Annotated in this window: 16 protein-coding genes; 6 read left to right on the top strand and 10 right to left on the bottom strand. The window is 61.4% G+C overall.

Going from position 1 to position 16,750, the window contains the following annotated elements; all coding sequences use genetic code 11:
- Window position 1: 1 nt before the first annotated feature.
- From HJB82_RS21455 to hisB, 5 genes are read right to left on the bottom strand one after another with little or no spacing between them, the layout of a single operon-like run.
- Entirely contained in the window at window positions 2-559 is a 558-nt protein-coding gene (locus tag HJB82_RS21455; protein WP_221131575.1) for a hypothetical protein, read from the bottom strand.
- Window positions 556-738: a hypothetical protein gene (locus HJB82_RS21450; protein WP_221131574.1), complete on the bottom strand. Its 183-nt coding sequence runs from the start codon at window positions 736-738 to the stop codon at window positions 556-558. Before HJB82_RS21450 ends, HJB82_RS21455 begins: the two co-directional genes overlap by 4 nt.
- A gap of 52 nt (window positions 739-790) precedes the next feature.
- Window positions 791-1,441 carry an imidazole glycerol phosphate synthase subunit HisH gene (gene hisH, locus HJB82_RS21445; protein WP_221141341.1) on the bottom strand — a complete coding sequence of 217 codons (651 nt, stop codon included), beginning with the start codon at window positions 1,439-1,441 and terminating at the stop codon, window positions 791-793.
- Between the two features lie 2 nt (window positions 1,442-1,443).
- Window positions 1,444-1,929 (bottom strand): DUF2628 domain-containing protein, encoded by a 486-nt coding sequence (locus HJB82_RS21440; protein ID WP_221131572.1) that lies wholly within the window; start codon window positions 1,927-1,929, stop codon window positions 1,444-1,446.
- Between the two features lie 22 nt (window positions 1,930-1,951).
- On the bottom strand, window positions 1,952-2,560 hold the full coding sequence (hisB, locus tag HJB82_RS21435; RefSeq protein WP_003583306.1) for an imidazoleglycerol-phosphate dehydratase HisB: 609 nt from the start codon (window positions 2,558-2,560) through the stop codon (window positions 1,952-1,954).
- A gap of 176 nt (window positions 2,561-2,736) precedes the next feature.
- On the opposite strand from hisB, the gene hslV reads away from it, so the two are divergent.
- The 5 genes from hslV (at window position 2,737) to HJB82_RS21410 (ending at window position 9,515) form a co-directional block, all read left to right on the top strand.
- Window positions 2,737-3,264, top strand: a complete 528-nt coding sequence (gene hslV, locus HJB82_RS21430) for an ATP-dependent protease subunit HslV (RefSeq protein ID WP_164015464.1) — start codon at window positions 2,737-2,739, stop codon at window positions 3,262-3,264.
- Between the two features lie 90 nt (window positions 3,265-3,354).
- Entirely contained in the window at window positions 3,355-4,662 is a 1,308-nt protein-coding gene (gene hslU / locus HJB82_RS21425) for an ATP-dependent protease ATPase subunit HslU (protein ID WP_007632042.1), read from the top strand.
- Between the two features lie 189 nt (window positions 4,663-4,851).
- Window positions 4,852-5,799, top strand: a complete 948-nt coding sequence (locus tag HJB82_RS21420) for a DUF1402 family protein (RefSeq protein ID WP_207582356.1) — start codon at window positions 4,852-4,854, stop codon at window positions 5,797-5,799.
- Between the two features lie 47 nt (window positions 5,800-5,846).
- On the top strand, window positions 5,847-7,259 hold the full coding sequence (locus HJB82_RS21415) for a cytochrome P450 (protein WP_221115373.1): 1,413 nt from the start codon (window positions 5,847-5,849) through the stop codon (window positions 7,257-7,259).
- 84 nt (window positions 7,260-7,343) lie between these two features.
- Complete coding sequence (locus HJB82_RS21410) at window positions 7,344-9,515, top strand: malate synthase G (RefSeq protein WP_221141339.1); 2,172 nt, start codon at window positions 7,344-7,346, stop codon at window positions 9,513-9,515.
- Window positions 9,516-9,592: 77 nt separating this feature from the next.
- On the opposite strand, the gene HJB82_RS21405 is transcribed toward HJB82_RS21410, so the two are convergent.
- Window positions 9,593-10,276, bottom strand: coding sequence for a L,D-transpeptidase (locus tag HJB82_RS21405; protein WP_207582358.1), 684 nt, complete (start codon window positions 10,274-10,276; stop codon window positions 9,593-9,595).
- Between the two features lie 179 nt (window positions 10,277-10,455).
- On the opposite strand from HJB82_RS21405, the gene HJB82_RS21400 reads away from it, so the two are divergent.
- Window positions 10,456-10,950, top strand: coding sequence for an MmcB family DNA repair protein (locus tag HJB82_RS21400; protein WP_207582359.1), 495 nt, complete (start codon window positions 10,456-10,458; stop codon window positions 10,948-10,950).
- Between the two features lie 12 nt (window positions 10,951-10,962).
- On the opposite strand, the gene HJB82_RS21395 is transcribed toward HJB82_RS21400, so the two are convergent.
- From HJB82_RS21395 to HJB82_RS21380, 4 genes are all read right to left on the bottom strand, one after another.
- Window positions 10,963-11,541, bottom strand: a complete 579-nt coding sequence (locus HJB82_RS21395) for an ActR/PrrA/RegA family redox response regulator transcription factor (protein WP_207582360.1) — start codon at window positions 11,539-11,541, stop codon at window positions 10,963-10,965.
- 68 nt (window positions 11,542-11,609) lie between these two features.
- A complete protein-coding gene (locus HJB82_RS21390) occupies window positions 11,610-12,938 on the bottom strand; it encodes an ActS/PrrB/RegB family redox-sensitive histidine kinase (RefSeq protein WP_221115371.1) in 1,329 nt (442 codons plus the stop codon).
- Between the two features lie 23 nt (window positions 12,939-12,961).
- Entirely contained in the window at window positions 12,962-15,427 is a 2,466-nt protein-coding gene (hrpB, locus tag HJB82_RS21385; RefSeq protein ID WP_221141337.1) for an ATP-dependent helicase HrpB, read from the bottom strand.
- Window positions 15,424-16,371 carry an ornithine cyclodeaminase family protein gene (locus tag HJB82_RS21380; RefSeq protein ID WP_207582363.1) on the bottom strand — a complete coding sequence of 316 codons (948 nt, stop codon included), beginning with the start codon at window positions 16,369-16,371 and terminating at the stop codon, window positions 15,424-15,426. The genes hrpB and HJB82_RS21380 overlap by 4 nt, the downstream gene beginning before the upstream one ends.
- Between the last annotated feature and the right edge of the window lie 379 nt (window positions 16,372-16,750).

The following is a 16,750-nucleotide window of genomic DNA, read 5'->3' as shown; positions in this document are numbered from 1 at the left end:
CTTACGTCCGTAGAGTGGTCGGTACCATCAGCGCATTCCACGCATCTACGATATCCGAGTGGAAAAAGACAGCGGCAAAGGTGGCCGCGCCGAAAAGCAGAAGCAGCAGCAGGGCGACGACAAAGCCGGCACGGACCTGGCGCCAGAAGCCGAGGCGCCGCTTCATCGATTTTTCGATGTCACGCATCTTTCGCAGCGCATCATTGTTGACGGCGGCCAGCCGGATCTCCGGTTCCATCGCCTCCACATAGGTTTCGGCATAGCTCGAAAGGATCTGCGAGGCCCGGTCGCGCAGCGTATTGCGCAAGTCGGTCGAGAGATAATTGCTGGTGACGGCGGCAAGCTCGGCTTCATTGGGCGAACGGCCGGCGTTGCGCTTGCGATGGCTGACAACGAAATCACGCTTCTGTCGCTCGTAGAGGGCGTAGGCTAGCAAGCCGATCAGATCGTCCTCGCCTTCGATATAGAATTCCAGCACGGCCTCTGCGACGTCGCCGGCGTTGATCCCGTTGGCGCGCAGCTGCGAATTTTCGTTGCCGGCAAGGAATTCGTGGGTCATCGGTCCAGCCTTTCTTTCAGCGCCTTGGTCGCATTGAAAAGCGCCTTCCTGTGGAGGGCCTCATCGACACGGCGAATGATCGTGCCGCCCGGAAGCTTGATATCAGAAAAGGCAGGCAGGCCCTCTCTGGAAGGCCGCAACGTGTAGATTACCTTGCCTGATTTCCGCGACGCCGGCATCGAGCGCACTCCTGTCCCGCCGTTTCCTTAAAGGGGAAATAAGGCGGAGGTATCACGGATTCCAGCGCAGGAAATTCGTGATCAGCGCCAGCCCGAGCTTCTGGCTCTTTTCAGGGTGAAACTGGGCGCCCACCATGTTGTCGCGCCCGACGACGGCGGTCATTGCACCACCATAGTCAACGGTCGCGATGACGTCGTCGTCGTTTTCGGCGGCAAGCTGGTAGGAGTGCACGAAATAGGCATGCAGTCCCTCCGGGCCGGTCGCGATACCATCAAAGAGGGGATGGTCGCGCTTCAGGTCGAGCGTGTTCCAGCCGATCTGCGGGATCTTCAGTTGAGGATCATCAGGCGTCATCCCGACGACGTCGCCGGCAATCCAGTTAAAACCATGCGTCACGGTCTTCTCGAGGCCGCGCGAGGACATCAGCTGCATGCCGACGCAGATGCCGAGGAACGGCCGTGCCCTCTTCTCGACAGCCTCGATCAACACCTCGGCCATTCCAGGCACCGCATCGAGGCCGCGCCGGCAATCGGCATAAGCGCCGACACCGGGAAGCACGATACGATCGGCCGCGGCAACATCCTCTGCCCTATCGGTGAGATCGATATGCGCATCGATGCCTGCCTCGCGGGCGGCCCGCTCGAAAGCCTTGGTCGCCGAGCGAAGGTTACCGGAGCCGTAGTCGATAATCGCGACGCGCATCGTCAGCGTCCTCCATCAAAACCAAAGAGGCCAAGCGATGTGGCATGGCCAGGCGGGCTGTTCGGCCGGGTCTTGTTGTCCCAGTCCGGTGCCGCGGCGTCATCGCTATTCGCGATGGCCGGCCTGTCCGAAAAATAGACCTGCTCGGCAATGCCGATCGTATCGGCTGCTATGAGTGCGTCTTCGTTCCAGCCTTTGGCGGCGAGGGTGCGGATACGCAAATTCTGGCCCTCGAGCCCGACCAGCACATTCACACCTAGCATGATGGCCGCTCCCGCCAGCCCGAGATCCGGCTCTTCCATCAGCGCACCACCGAGGCCCTGCAGCAGAAAGGCCGCGGCCGCAGGCAGCCAAAGCCGATGGGCCAGCAGCCACAGCCAGGGAAAGAGAAAGCCGAGCAGCGTGAAGCCGTCGCGGATGGTTCGCGTCTCGTTGACCGCGGCGCTCGTGCTGCCGGGTGGTGTCAGGAAAATATAGCTTGATGTCATTGTCGCCGCTCCCTTGAAGGGCTCAGACGAGCGTGCCCTTGGTCGAGGGAACACGGCCCGCCTGTCTCGGATCGATCTCTGTCGCCGTGCGCAATGCGCGGGCAACGGCCTTGAAGCATGTCTCGGCAATATGGTGGTTGTTGGCGCCATAATGATTGAGAATATGCAAGGTGATGCCGGCATTCTGGGCAAGCGCCTGGAAGAATTCGCGAACGAGTTCGGTGTCGAACGTGCCGATCTTCGGCGCGCTGAACGCAACGTTCCAGACGAGGAACGGCCGGCCGGAAAGATCGACCGCGGCCTTGGTCATCGTCTCGTCCATGGCGAGATCGATCGAAGCGTAGCGCGTGATGCCGCGCCTGTCGCCGAGCGCCTTGGAGATCGCCTGGCCGATGGCGATGCCGGTATCCTCGACCGTGTGGTGGTCGTCGATATGCAGGTCGCCCTTGGCCTCGATCTCCATATCGATGAGGGAATGCCGCGACAGCTGGTCGAGCATATGGTCGAAGAAGCCGACGCCGGTCGAAATCTTCGATTTGCCGGTGCCGTCGAGATTGACGGAGACGGAAATCGAGGTTTCGTTGGTCTTGCGGGAAACGCTGCCCGTACGGCTTGCTGCGGTCTCGGCCATATGGCCCTCCATCGGAATAAGGCCGTTCCTTATCAGGCGCATCGGCAAATATCCAGAAGCCGGGCAAGAGAAAAGCCGGCCCATTTGCAAACGGCGCCGGCCCTCTTACATAGGGCTCAACAGGGCCAATGTGTGGTCTCGCGTAAACGCCCGCGTCGTGGGCAGACAGGTGTTTGATGACAACGATCATTACAGTTCGAAAAGGCGGCAAGGTGGTGATGGCCGGCGACGGCCAGGTGAGCCTCGGCCAGACCGTCATGAAGGGCAATGCCCGCAAGGTGCGCCGCATCGGCAAGGGTGAAGTCGTCGCCGGTTTCGCCGGCGCCACTGCCGATGCCTTTACCCTGCTCGAAAGGCTTGAAAAGAAGCTGGAGCAATATCCCGGTCAGCTGATGCGTGCCGCCGTCGAGCTTGCCAAAGACTGGCGCACCGACAAATACCTGCGTAATCTCGAAGCCATGATGCTCGTCGCCGACAAGTCGATCACGCTGGCGATCACCGGCAATGGCGACGTGCTCGAGCCCGAGCATGGCACGACGGCGATCGGCTCGGGCGGCAATTTTGCCTTAGCCGCCGCCCGCGCGCTGATGGATACCGACAAATCGGCCGAAGAGATCGCGCGCCGCGCTCTCGAAATCGCCGCCGACATCTGCGTCTACACCAACCACAATATCGTGGTCGAATCGCTGGATGTCGAAGGCTGAACCTCGGGCCTTGCGGCCGCTGCGGCGGCGAGCAAAGACGAATTACGGCCGGGTGCTGATGGCCCCGGACCGCCAGGAGAATGACACGCAATGACGACTTTTTCCCCCCGCGAGATCGTTTCCGAACTCGACCGCTACATTATCGGCCAGCATGACGCCAAACGCGCCGTCGCGATTGCGCTTCGCAACCGCTGGCGTCGCCAGCAGTTGGACCCCAGCCTTCGCGACGAAGTCATGCCGAAGAACATCCTGATGATCGGCCCGACCGGTGTCGGCAAGACCGAGATCTCCCGCCGCCTGGCAAAACTCGCCGGCGCGCCCTTCATCAAGGTGGAAGCCACCAAATTCACCGAAGTCGGTTATGTCGGCCGCGATGTCGAGCAGATCATCCGCGATCTTGTCGAGGTCGGTATCGGCCTGGTGCGCGAGAAGAAGCGGACCGAGGTCCAGGCCAAGGCCCACGTCAGCGCCGAGGAGCGTGTTCTCGATGCGCTGGTCGGCACCACCGCCTCGCCCGCCACCCGCGAAAACTTCCGCAAGAAGCTGAGGGATGGCGAACTCGACGACAAGGAAATCGATATCGAGGTGGCCGATGCCGGTTCCGGCATGGGTGGCTTCGAAATACCCGGCATGCCGGGCGCCAATATCGGCGTGCTCAACCTGTCGGAAATGTTCGGCAAAGCCATGGGCGGACGCACCAAGAAGGTCCGCACCACGGTCAAGGCCTCCTACAGCGACCTGATCCGCGACGAATCCGACAAGCTGATCGACAATGAGGTGATCCAGCGCGAGGCCGTTCGCTCCACCGAGAATGACGGTATCGTCTTCCTCGACGAAATCGACAAGATCGCCGCCCGTGACGGCGGCATGGGCGCCGGCGTTTCGCGCGAAGGCGTTCAGCGCGACCTCTTGCCGCTCGTCGAAGGCACGACGGTCTCGACCAAATATGGGCCGGTGAAGACGGATCATATCCTCTTCATCGCCTCCGGCGCCTTCCATGTCTCCAAACCCTCGGATCTTTTGCCGGAACTGCAGGGTCGCTTGCCGATCCGTGTCGAATTGCGTCCTTTGAACAAGGAGGATTTCCGCCGAATCTTGACCGAGACGGAAGCAAGCCTCATCCGCCAGTATCGTGCGCTGATGGAAACCGAAAGCCTGAGCCTCGAATTCACTGATGACGCGATCGATGCGCTTGCCGATGTCGCCGTGCATCTGAACTCCTCCGTCGAAAACATCGGCGCCCGCCGTCTGCAGACGGTGATGGAGCGGGTGCTGGACGAGATCTCCTACAACGCGCCGGACCGGGGCGGAACGGCCGTGACGATCGATGCCGCCTATGTGCGCGAACATGTCGGCGATCTCGCGCAGAATACCGATCTCTCGCGCTTCATTCTGTGATATCGGCGCACCGGTCCATGTCTTTCCCGATGTGAATGCCGGATTGTGACGAACTCCACTCTCGACAGCGGGCCTTTTACTTTTTAGTGAAGGCCCGTTTGTTTTCCGCTGCGGCTTTATTCGGCCAAGATTCTGGTCCAGTCAGCCGCATCGCAAACAGGACGATGGAACCGGACGGGATAGCGGATCGTGCGACGCCTTTTGACAAGCCTTTTGATTGCCGTTGCCTTGGTGAATTCGGCGCCCGCCTTCGCAATGCAGACGGTGCCGGCCGGCAACCGCCATGCCGAGCAGCCGGATATTCCGGGCGCGTCCGTCAGGCGCACCAAGGGAACCAAGAGCAGCTTCGATCTGAAGTATGAAAAGGTCCACGAGCTCCTGGCCACCGATCGCGAGCTGATGGGCAAGATCCGCAAGGTCTCCAGCGCTTACGGCATCAATCCCATCCATGTCGTCGGCGCGATCGTTGGCGAACACACTTATAATGTCGACGCCTACGACCGGCTGCAGTCCTATTATGTCAAGGCTGCTTCTTACGCTGGAGAAAGCTTCCGCTTCGCTTATGACGGCGAAAACATCGACGACTTCGTGGTGCGGCCGCAATTTGCCGAGTGCAAAGGCAAGAGCGATTCCTACACGCTGTGGTCCTGCCGCGAAGATGTCTGGGAAAGTGATTTTCGCGGCAAGACCGTGGGTGGCAAGAGCTTTCCCGACAACCGCTTCAGCGCGGTCTTCTTCCAGCCCTTCTACGCCGGTCAGACCTTCGGCCTCGGCCAGGTCAATCCGTTGACGGCGCTGATGCTCTCCGATCTCGTGGCCCGTGTCTCCGGTTATCCGAAGCTGAACGAGAAGAATGCCGGCGCCGTCTACAAGTCCATCATGGATCCCGATATCTCGCTCGCCTTTGTCGCCGCATCGATCCGCCGGTCGATCGACGATTACAAGGAGATCGCCGGCATGGACATCTCGGGCAATCCCGGCCTGACCGCGACGCTTTATAATGTCGGCAACTCGCGCCAGCGCGCCGCAGCCCTTGCCGCGAAAAACCGCTCCGCCGGCGCGACCGTCTGGCCGGAGGAGAATTATTACGGCTGGCTGATCAACGACAAGCTGGACGAACTCAAGGGCCTGCTCTAGCTTCACGCCTGACGGGAAGCGTAGATTTTCCCCGAAAGGCTTTTCCGATGGACATGCGTCCGGACCCCTTCGTTCCGCCGGCACCGCTGCCGCGCACCGTACCGCCGAGCCGGCTGGAAATCATCCGCGTCATCCTGCGCAACCCGCTCGAACTCTGGGGCGAGCCGTCTTACACGCTGCCCTGGATCCACACCAATTTCTTTGGCCAGAGGACGCTGATCGTCAATGATCCCGGCCTGATCAAGCATGTGCTGGTCGACAATGCCAATAATTACCGCATGTCGGATGTGCGCCAGCTCGTCCTGCGTCCGATCCTACGCGACGGTCTTCTGACCGCCGAAGGTCCCGTCTGGAAAAGATCACGCAAGGCGGTGGCGCCGGTTTTCACGCCCCGCCATGCCCAAGGCTTCGCCGGGCAGATGTTGCGCCAGTCTGAAGACTATGCCGGCAAATATGAGAGCGCAGGCGAGGCGGGAGCGATTTTCGATATCAGCACCGACATGACCGAGCTGACCTTCGCGATTCTCGCTGACACGTTATTCTCCGGTGAAATCGTCACCTCAAGCGGCAATTTCGCCGATGATGTCAATGATCTCCTGAATCGCATGGGCCGCGTCGATCCGATGGATCTGATGCGCGCCCCGTCCTGGGTTCCACGTGTGACACGCATCGGCGGTCAGAAAGTGCTGGAGAAATTCCGCGCCATTGTGCGCAACACGATGGATACGCGACTGGCAAAGATGAAGGCCAATCGCGCCACCGCGCCCGAAGATTTCCTGACCCTGCTCTTGGAGCAGGCCGGCCCTGACGGGCTGACGAAAGAAGAAATCGAAGACAATATTCTGACGTTTATCGGCGCGGGGCATGAGACCACAGCGCGGGCATTGGCCTGGACGCTGTATTGCGTATCGAACAGCCCGCACATCCGTGAGGCGATGGAAGTAGAAATCGACGCAGTGCTCGCCACTGGCGCCGAACCGGTGGAATGGCTGGATCTAATGCCGCTGACGCGCGCCGCCTTCGAGGAGGCTTTACGCCTCTATCCGCCGGCACCATCCATCAATCGCGCCGCCATAGCGGCTGATTCCTGGACAAGCCCTAAGGGCGAGCGGGTCGAGATCGATGCCGATGTCACGTTGCTGATCATGCCCTGGACGTTGCATCGCCACGAACTCTATTGGGACAGGCCGCGCGCCTATATGCCGGAACGCTTCCTGCCGGAAAATCGCGGCTCCATCGGCCGCTTCCAGTTCCTGCCTTTCGGCGCCGGTCCGCGTGTCTGTATCGGCGCAACCTTTGCGCTTCAGGAGGCGGTGATTGCCCTTGCTGTTCTGATGCATCGCTATCGCTTCGATTCCACCGCTCAGACCAATCCCTGGCCGGTGCAGAAATTAACGACGCAGCCGCAGAATGGGCTTCCGATGTGCGTAACGCCGCGCATAATTTCCACAAAAGCATAAATCTTTCGAATTATTGCCGAATTGACTGTGAATGAAAGCCGGGCAAAGTGGCAGCATTCAAAGTCGTGCCAAGGAGAATGCCGCATGAACTGCATTGATAAGAACGGTCTTGCCGTCGAAGCCGTCCTTCATGATTTCCTCGTCAAGGAGGTGCTGCCAGGGCTAGCGGTCGACGCGGACAAGTTCTTTGCCGATTTTTCGGCGATCGTCCATGATCTCGCCCCTAGGAATCGTGCGCTGCTGGCAAAACGCGACGACCTGCAGGTTAAGATCGACGACTGGTATCGCCGGCATGGCTCGCCTGCGGATATGGACGAATACCAGTCCTTCCTCCGCGAAATCGGCTATCTCTTGCCTGAGGGATCGGACTTCCAAGTGTCGACCGATAACGTCGATCCTGAGATCGCCTCGATTGCAGGCCCGCAGCTGGTCGTTCCCGTCATGAACGCCCGTTATGCGCTCAACGCCGCCAATGCCCGCTGGGGCTCGCTCTATGATGCGCTCTATGGCACGGACGCCATTCCCGAGACCGACGGCGCTGAAAAGGGCAAGGGTTACAATCCGAAGCGCGGCGAGAAGGTCATCGCCTGGGTGCGAGATTTTCTCGATATGTCTGTGCCGCTGCAGGATAGCAGCTGGAAGGATGTCGGCAGTTTCGCCGTCAAGGACGGAGCGCTCGCGATCAGATCGATCGATGGCGAGCAGGCAATGCTGAGGGATGACGGGCATTTTGCCGGCTATCGCGGCGATGCCGCCGCACCGACGCATATTCTCCTGAAGAACAACGGCATCCATATCGAGATCGTCATCGATGTGACGACGGCGATCGGCAAGACCGATCCGGCTCATATCTCCGATGTCTGGCTGGAATCGGCGATTACGACAATTATGGACTGCGAGGATTCGATCGCTGCCGTCGACGCCGAGGACAAGGTCGTCGTCTACAGCAACTGGCTCGGCCTGATGAGGGGCGATCTCCAGGAAGAGGTGGTAAAGGGCGGAACGAGCTTCATCCGCAAGCTCAATCCGGATGTGCAATATACCGGCCCGGACGGCGCTTCGTTCGAGGTGCATCGCCGCTCGCTGATGCTGGTGCGCAATGTCGGCCACCTGATGACCAATCCGGCGATCCTCGACCGCGACGGCCTCGAAGTACCGGAAGGCATCATGGATGCCGTCATCACCGGGCTGATCTCGCTTTACGACATCGGCCCGGCCGGCCGCAGGAAGAATTCCCGCACCGGCTCGATGTATGTGGTCAAGCCGAAAATGCATGGGCCGGAAGAGGTGGCCTTCGCCGACGAGATCTTCTCGCGGGTCGAAGACGCGCTTGGCCTGCCGCGCTACACCATCAAGATGGGCATCATGGATGAGGAGCGCCGCACGACGATCAATCTCAAGGAATGCATCCGTGCTGCCCGCGAGCGCGTCGTCTTCATCAATACCGGCTTCCTCGATCGCACCGGCGACGAGATCCACACCTCGATGGAAGCCGGCCCGATGATTCGCAAGGGCGACATGCGCCAGGCGGCCTGGATCGCCGCCTATGAAAACTGGAACGTCGACATCGGGCTCGAATGCGGTCTTGCCGGCCATGCGCAGATCGGCAAGGGCATGTGGGCGATGCCGGATCTGATGGCGGCGATGCTGGAGCAGAAGATCGCCCATCCGAAGGCCGGCGCCAACACCGCCTGGGTCCCGTCGCCGACGGCCGCCACCCTGCATGCCACCCATTATCACCGGGTGAATGTCGCCAGGGTTCAGCAGGGGCTGAAGGACCGTGCGCGCGCCAAGCTCTCCGACATTCTCTCCGTGCCGGTTGCGGTGCGGCCGAACTGGACGCCGGAGGAAATCCAGCGCGAACTCGACAACAATGCCCAGGGCATCCTCGGCTACGTCGTGCGCTGGGTCGATCAGGGCGTTGGTTGCTCGAAGGTGCCAGACATCAACAATGTCGGCCTGATGGAGGATCGTGCGACATTGCGCATCTCGGCCCAGCACATGGCGAACTGGCTGCACCACAAGGTCGTCACCGAGGCTCAGATCGCCGAAACGATGCAGCGCATGGCCGCTGTCGTCGACCGGCAGAACGAGCAAGACCCCGCTTATCGGCCGATGGCCGGCAATTTCGACGGCTCGATCGCCTTTCAGGCCGCCCTCGATCTCGTCCTGAAGGGCAGGGAGCAGCCGAACGGCTATACCGAGCCGGTGCTTCACCGCCGCCGCCTTGAACTCAAGGCGAAGCAAGAAGGGTGAGAGCATAGGTGAGAATATGAAAAGGCCGCCGGAACGACAGCCCGGCGGCCTTTTTTATACCGAATTCAGTATCTAGCTTACTGGATAACGACGACCTTGGACGTGCCCTTGCCGGGACGGACGCGGCTATAGAGGTCAATGACGTCCTGGTTCATCAGGCGAATGCAGCCCGAGGAAGCGGCAGTGCCGATCGAAGCCCATTCCGGTGTGCCGTGCAGGCGGAACAGCGTGTCCTTGCCGTCATCGTTGAAGAGATACATGGCGCGTGCGCCGAGCGGATTGCTGAGACCCGGGCCCATGCCGTCTTCGACATACTTGGCGACGTCAGGACGGCGAACGGCCATTTCCTTCGGCGGGTGCCAGGTCGGCCATTCCTGCTTCCAGGCGACGTAGGCGGTGCCGGCCCATGCGAAGCCCTGCTTGCCGACGCCGATGCCGTAGCGCATCGCCTTGCCGTTGGCCAGGATGTAATAGAGGAAGCGCTCGCGAGTGTTGACGATGATCGTACCGGGGCGCTCGGTGGTCTGGTAGCTGACGACCTGGCGGCGGAACTGCGGCTTGACCCGGTCGATCGGGATCGCCGGCAGAGAGTATCCGGAATCCTTCGTCACGCCATAGGCGTCATTGAAGATCTGGGCTGTCTGTACCGTCGGGCCTGCGCCCTTGTCGTCGACGGATGCGCTGTCTGATGTCGAGGAGCAACCGGCCAGTGCCAGCGTCGTCAGCAGGCCAAATACCGGGAATGCATTGCGGATGCGCATAGATGACTCTTGAAGTTTTGGGGCAAGGAGAACAGTCTTTCGACCATCGTTGATTATGGTTTATTTTCGATTAACTTGCGCTTTGCAAGGCTACTGCTGCGCGACAAATCCATCTGCGGCGCAAATTAGAAGCGCATGGTTTTTTTGCAACAACACGCCAGCCCCTGCTAGGGTTATCCATGACGATTTTGAGCGTTTACAATAACAATCCGTTAATCGATGGCCGGCAATCGGACAGAGCCATGATGGTGCGGCGCGGAACGCAGATTTTGCTGCATGAAATGCGCCATGCCGTGCTGCCCGAACTGCCGCTCGCCAGCGGCCGCCGTGCCGATTTGATCACTGTTTCGGAAAAGGGCGAGGTCTGGATTATAGAAATCAAGACGTCGATCGAGGATTTCAGGGTGGATCGCAAATGGCCGGAATACAGGCTGCATTGCGACCGGTTGTTCTTCGCGACTCACGAAGGTGTGCCGCTCGACATCTTTCCCGAGGAGTGCGGGCTTTTCCTGTCGGACGGTTATGGCGCTCATATGATTCGCGAGGCGCCGGAACATCGTTTGGCCCCGGCCACGCGAAAATCCGTCACGCTCAATTTCTCACGTGCCGCCGCGCAGAGGCTGATGATGGCCGAATGGGCCAACGGAAAGCCGTATACCGTCGATGATGTTTGACGGATGTCTCGTCTATTTCGGCGCCCGTTTGGCAAGGATACGCTGCAGTGTGCGCCGATGCATGTTGAGTCGGCGCGCGGTTTCCGACACGTTGCGCTCGCACATTTCATAGACCCGCTGGATGTGCTCCCAGCGCACCCGGTCGGCCGACATCGGGTTCTCGGGAAGGTCGGCCTTTTCGCCCGGCCGCTGCGTCAACGCTGAAAAGACGTCGTCGGCATCCGCTGGCTTTGCCAGGTAATCGACGGCGCCGAGTTTTACGGCGGTGACCGCGGTTGCGATATTGCCATAGCCGGTCAGCACGATGATCCTGGTGTCGTCGCGCCGCTGGCGGATAGCTTCGATGACGTCGAGCCCATTGCCGTCGCCGAGCCGAAGGTCGACCACCGCATATTTCGGCGGCCTGCCTCTCGATTTCGCAACGCCCTCCGCCACTGATTCGGCCGTCTCCACCTGAAAACCGCGCGTCTCCATCGCCCGGGCCAGCCGGCGCAGGAACGGCCCGTCGTCGTCGACGATCAGCAGGCTAGCGTCAGGACCGATATGGTCTTCATCTGCCGCGGCGAAATTTTCGTGATTTTGTTCTGTCATCGTCTTGGTCCTGGCGCTTGAACGCCCGATCTGCGTCAACCGTTTATATCCTACTTATGCCGACAAAGTCATTTTGTCGAATTTGCGTCGATCAGCATGCGCGGCCATTCGATTCGGATACGCGCGCCCGCACTTTCCGGGTCGCGATTCTCGAAAATCAGCGATGCCCCCGAGCGCTCCAGCAGCGTCTTGGCGATGAAAAGCCCAAGGCCGAGCCCGCCCGCCGTATCCTCTTTCTGCCGCTTGGTCATGTAAGGCTCGCCGATCCGCGTCAGAATATCGGGAGCGTAGCCGTTGCCGTCATCCTCGATGACGATCAGCACTTTGTCGTGATCATGCTCGACGGTGACGATCACTTTCTCCCGCGCATAATCGACGGCGTTTTCGATCAGGTTGCCGAGCCCGTACATGATGCCGGCATTGCGGTCGGTCACCGGTTCGTCCTTGCGCGGGCTCTTTTCGATCAGCTCCAAGATGATGCCGAATTCCCGGTGTGGCGCGACGACCTCCTCGATCATCGAGGAAAGCGGCAGGCGGCGCATATGCGCTTCGCCTTCGGAGGAAAGCGTCGTCAGCCGCCGCAGGATGTCACGGCAGCGTTCGCTCTGGCTGCGCAGCAGCATCACGTCCTCGCGGAAACGATCGTCGTCCTTGAGCTCCCGCTCCATTTCCTTGGCGACGACGCTGATCGTCGCAAGCGGCGTGCCGAGCTCGTGGGCAGCGGCGGCCGCCAATCCATCGAGCTGTGAAAGGTGTTTTTCCCGCTGCAGCACCAGTTCGGTTGCAGCCAGCGCATCGGCAAGCTGGCTCGCTTCCAGCGAGACACGGTAGGCATAGAAGGCGGCGAAGGCCATCGTCGAGGCGATCGAGCACCAGACCCCGAACTGCATGACGTTATGGACGTTGATCTCGACACCGTCGAACCAGGGCAGCGGAAAAGGCGAAAAGGCAAGCATCGTGATGCACACCATCGCGAAGCCGATCAGCGCCGTGCTGTAACGGATCGGCTGCGAGGCAAACGAAATGATGACGGGCACGCAGACGAGGGCTGCGAAAGGGTTGGCAAGGCCGCCGGTGATGAAGAGCAGCGCGCAGAGCTGCAGAAGATCGAAGCCGAGCAGCGCAAAGGCGGCCGGCGGTCCCAGCCGGTGGGTCGGCGGATAGCGGATCGTCAGGTAGAAATTCACCCAGGCAAGGGCAGCGATCAGCGAAGAGCTGGCAATCAGCGGTAAGGAAAATTTCAACCAGAAGGCCACGATGAACACCGTCAGCGCCTGGCCGCAAACGGCAAGCCAGCGCAGCCGCACCAGCGTCTGCAGGCGCAGCCTGCGGCTGCTGTACCGGTCCTCCAGTGTAAGGCTTTGTGTCTTGTCAATCATGCCAGGCGTGTCGATCATGCCGGGGGCTCCTTGGATGGCCCTCATGTACCACGCGGTTTTGCCCGTGTCGTCGGCAACGCGTCTTCCGGCCGCTCCGGCCAGGGATGCCGGGGATAACGTCCGCGCATATCGGCACGCACGTCTCTCCACGTGCCCGCCCAGAAGCCCGGCAGGTCGCGGGTCGTCTGGATCGGCCGATGCGCCGGCGAGGTCAGTTCGAGCAGCAGCGGCAGACGGCCGCCGGCAATGGCCGGGTGCTGCTTCAGCCCGAACAACTCCTGCACGCGGATCGTCAACACCGGCTCCTCGCCCTCATATTGGATCGGGTGCCTCTGGCCGGTCGGCGCTTCGAAATGGGTCGGCGCAAGTCGGTTGAGGTCGCGTTGCACCTCGTGCGGCACCAACGACAGCAGCCCGTTCGACAGCCCGGCTGCTGAAATCTCGGAAAGGCCGCGGGCCTCTGTCTGAAAGGGGCCGAACCAATCATCCAGCCGCGAAAGCAGGGCATCGTCGCTGACGTCGGGCCAGGGCTCGCCGATCGTCCTGTGAAGGAATCCGATCCGCTCGCGAAGTTGCACGGCCTCCTTCGAGAAGGCGAGATGATCGAGCCCCAGCTCGCGCACGCCCTCCACCAGTGCCTGGGTGACCGCGGCCCCGGAAGGCCGCGGCAAGGGCGTCTCTTCGAAGACGATCGCACCGAGCCGGGTTGCCCGCCGCGCTCGTATCTGCCGGCTTTGCCGGTCGAAAAAGATCTGATCGCCGGTTTTGATTTCGCCGGGCAGCTCGGCGTCGATATCGCCGCGCGTTACCTCGGCTGCCGCCAATACTCGCGCCCGCGCCGCCCGCCCGGCGAGATCGGCGATAACCAGCATCTGGCTGCCGGCCAGCCTCTCGGTTTCCGGCAGCTCCGCGCCGCGCCCGTTCGCCATCACGAATCGGCCGCGCCCGCCGCGCTGAAGCGCGATCCGATCCGGGAACGCATGCAGCAAGAGCTGGCCCGCAAGTGCCGGCGCCGTTGCGGTAACGGTGTCGAGGCCGCTCGCCAGCCGCGCCGCCAGCCGCCGCGAGGCCTCCACTCTTTCGCCACGCTCGGCCTTGAAGCGTCGCAGCCGCTCCTCGATATCGATGTTCGTTCCGCCGAGCCCCTGTTCGGTGAGAAGCACGGCGATCATTGCCGCATCGCGGGCGTGCCCTGATTCGCCTGCAGAAATGACCATGGCGGCAAGCCGCGGCGGCAAAGCGAGATCACGCATCACCTTGCCGCGTACTGTCAGCGCCCCACCCTTGTCGAGCGCGCCGAGCTGGCCAAGCAGCACCCGCGCTTCCCTGAGCGTCGTCTCCGGCGGCTGGTCGACAAAGGCAAGCGACGCCGGATCCTGAACGCCCCAATGGGCGAGATCGAGCACCAGTCCGGAAAGGTCGCTGGAAAGGATCTGCGGCGGCGTGAAGGCCGGCAGGGCCGCGGTCTGTCCCTGGTGCCACAGCCTGACGGCGATACCCGGTTCCGTTCGGCCGGCGCGGCCCGCCCGCTGATCGGCGGAAGCCCGCGACACGCGCACCGTCTCCAACCGGGTGATCCCGGTCGACGCTTCGAACACTGGCAGACGCTGCAGCCCGCTGTCGATCACGATCCTGACGCCATCGATGGTGATGGAGGTTTCGGCGATCGACGTCGCAAGCACGATCTTGCGTGTTCCCGTGGATGCCGGTCGGATTGCCGCATCCTGCTCCTTCTGGCTGAGATTGCCATAGAGCGGCGCAATCAGTGTCTCGGCTCCGAATCGTCCCTGCAGCCGTTCCACCGTTCGGGTGATTTCCGCCTGGCCGGGCAGGAAAGCGAGGATCGAGCCGGTCTCATCGGCATGGGCATCGAGTATCGCCCGCGTGACCGCATCCTCGATGCGCTCGCCGCCCGGCCGATCCTGGTAGCGGATATCGATCGGAAAGCTGCGCCCCAGGCTTTCGATGACAGGCGGATGGTCGAGCAGGGCCGCCACACGTTCGACGTCGAGGGTCGCCGACATCACCAAGATACGCAAATCCTCGCGCAGGGCCGATTGGACGTCGAGCGCCAGCGCTAGTCCGAAATCGGCATCCAGCGAACGCTCGTGGAGTTCGTCGAAGATGACGACAGAGACACCGGCCAATTCCGGATCGTCGAGGATCATCCGGGCAAAAACCCCCTCGGTCACGACCTCGATCCGTGTCGCTGCCGATATCCTGTTGTCGAGGCGCATGCGGTAGCCGACCGTGCTGCCAACCTGCTCGCCGAGCAATGACGCCATCCGGCTTGCCGCCGCCCGCGCCGCCAGCCGCCGGGGCTCCAGCAGGATGATCTTGCCGTCGCCGCGCCAGGCCTGGTCAAGCAGGTAAAGCGGCACCAGCGTCGTCTTGCCGGCGCCGGGCGGCGCGGAAAGGACGGCGCGTCCCTCATTGGCCAACGCCGCGCCGACGGCCGGCAGAACATGTGAAACCGGAAGTTCCGGCAATGATGCACTGATCGTCACTTTCGGCCCGTCACTGTCTCATAGGCAAGAATCGCTCCGGCGAGATCTTCCAAAGCGGCGCCGACCGATTTGAACAACGTGATTTCCTCACCATGGCTTCGCCCGCCATGGGCACCGCTGACCAGTTCCGCAAGCTCTGCTCTGATGTCGCTTTCCCTAAGCACGCCGCTTTTCAGCGGCTGGACGATATCGCCTGCCTCGCTGACGGCGCCGGCGCGGGTATCGACATAGACCGAAGCACGGCGGATGGCCTCGTCGTCGCTTTCGCGCATATTTGGCTTGAAGGCACCGACGAGATCGAGATGGGCGCCGGGCTTCAACCATTCGCCCGATATCAACGGCTCGCTGGAAAGCGTGGCGCAGGAAATGATATCGGCGGTTCGCGCCGCGGCTTCAACATCTGCAACCGCCTCGACATCCAGCCCCAGCGCCCGCCCTTCGGCGGCGATCGTTTCCGCGGCATGCCGGTTGCGACCCCAGACGCGGTACTTCTTGATCGGCCGGGTCGTGCCGTGAGCAAGTATCAGGTTGAGCGACAGTCGACCGGTCCCGCAGACGAGCATCTCCTCCGCATCGGCACGGGCGAGATAACGGGCCGCCAGCGCCGATGCTGCCGCCGTCCGCCGCGCAGTCAGTTCGCCACCGTCGATCGCAGACAGCATCTCGCCGGTAGCGCCGGAGGAAAGAAGATAGGTTCCGAAGATCGCCGGCAGGCCGCGCCGCATGTTGCCAGGAAAGACCGAGACGGTCTTCACCCCGGCATAATGTCCGGGAAGCCAGGCCGGCATCAGAAGCAGTGTAGCGCTCTCTTCACCCGGCACCTCCATCTCATGGTGGTGGCGCACCGGCATCACGCATTCGCTCTGGAACATGCGGGCAATCGCCTCGATCAGTTCCGGCCAGGGCAGGGCCGCGCGCGTCTGTTCTTCATCGAGGACAAGCATTCTTCACTCCGCCGGATATTCTATCGCCGCCAAATTAGCGACTGAGGCGCGTTATAGGCAAGCACCTGGAATTCAACATCAGGCTTCCCATATCAACCTTGTCTCCCTCGCCGAAGCCGTTCTTCAGGATTTGGCGAAAACGAATCTCAAAAACCACCCATTGGGGCGGCGGATTTCGTCTATTTTTGCGACTGTCGCTAAAAGCCCTTCATTTTCAGCCTGTTACAAAATTGTCAAAAAACTTTCGGCATGGCTGTTGACTGTTTGGGAGGGTTAGTTCTATAAGCCCACTCACTGAACGAGGGCGGCGGCGCTGCTGGCGACGAAGTCTTTCGTTCTAAAGAAACTCAAGCGGATTGGCGATTGCTGGTTTGTGTTC

This window comes from Rhizobium sp. NZLR10, from assembly GCF_019685125.1.
Classification (GTDB): domain Bacteria; phylum Pseudomonadota; class Alphaproteobacteria; order Rhizobiales; family Rhizobiaceae; genus Rhizobium.
The sequence above is the reverse complement of the archived record's forward strand: the minus strand, read 5'-3'. Positions and strand labels throughout refer to the sequence as shown.

What these genes read in the sequence shown, in the direction of transcription:
- HJB82_RS21455 (WP_221131575.1), bottom strand. Translation starts at nt 559, where the DNA reads ATGACCCACGAATTCCTTGCCGGCAACGAAAATTCGCAGCTGCGCGCC.
- HJB82_RS21450 (WP_221131574.1), bottom strand. Translation starts at nt 738, where the DNA reads ATGCCGGCGTCGCGGAAATCAGGCAAGGTAATCTACACGTTGCGGCCT.
- hisH (WP_221141341.1), bottom strand. Translation starts at nt 1,441, where the DNA reads ATGCGCGTCGCGATTATCGACTACGGCTCCGGTAACCTTCGCTCGGCG.
- HJB82_RS21440 (WP_221131572.1), bottom strand. Translation starts at nt 1,929, where the DNA reads ATGACATCAAGCTATATTTTCCTGACACCACCCGGCAGCACGAGCGCC.
- hisB (WP_003583306.1), bottom strand. Translation starts at nt 2,560, where the DNA reads ATGGCCGAGACCGCAGCAAGCCGTACGGGCAGCGTTTCCCGCAAGACC.
- hslV (WP_164015464.1), top strand. Translation starts at nt 2,737, where the DNA reads ATGACAACGATCATTACAGTTCGAAAAGGCGGCAAGGTGGTGATGGCC.
- hslU (WP_007632042.1), top strand. Translation starts at nt 3,355, where the DNA reads ATGACGACTTTTTCCCCCCGCGAGATCGTTTCCGAACTCGACCGCTAC.
- HJB82_RS21415 (WP_221115373.1), top strand. Translation starts at nt 5,847, where the DNA reads ATGGACATGCGTCCGGACCCCTTCGTTCCGCCGGCACCGCTGCCGCGC.
- HJB82_RS21410 (WP_221141339.1), top strand. Translation starts at nt 7,344, where the DNA reads ATGAACTGCATTGATAAGAACGGTCTTGCCGTCGAAGCCGTCCTTCAT.
- HJB82_RS21405 (WP_207582358.1), bottom strand. Translation starts at nt 10,276, where the DNA reads ATGCGCATCCGCAATGCATTCCCGGTATTTGGCCTGCTGACGACGCTG.
- HJB82_RS21400 (WP_207582359.1), top strand. Translation starts at nt 10,456, where the DNA reads ATGACGATTTTGAGCGTTTACAATAACAATCCGTTAATCGATGGCCGG.
- HJB82_RS21395 (WP_207582360.1), bottom strand. Translation starts at nt 11,541, where the DNA reads ATGACAGAACAAAATCACGAAAATTTCGCCGCGGCAGATGAAGACCAT.
- HJB82_RS21390 (WP_221115371.1), bottom strand. Translation starts at nt 12,938, where the DNA reads ATGATCGACACGCCTGGCATGATTGACAAGACACAAAGCCTTACACTG.
- HJB82_RS21380 (WP_207582363.1), bottom strand. Translation starts at nt 16,371, where the DNA reads ATGCTTGTCCTCGATGAAGAACAGACGCGCGCGGCCCTGCCCTGGCCG.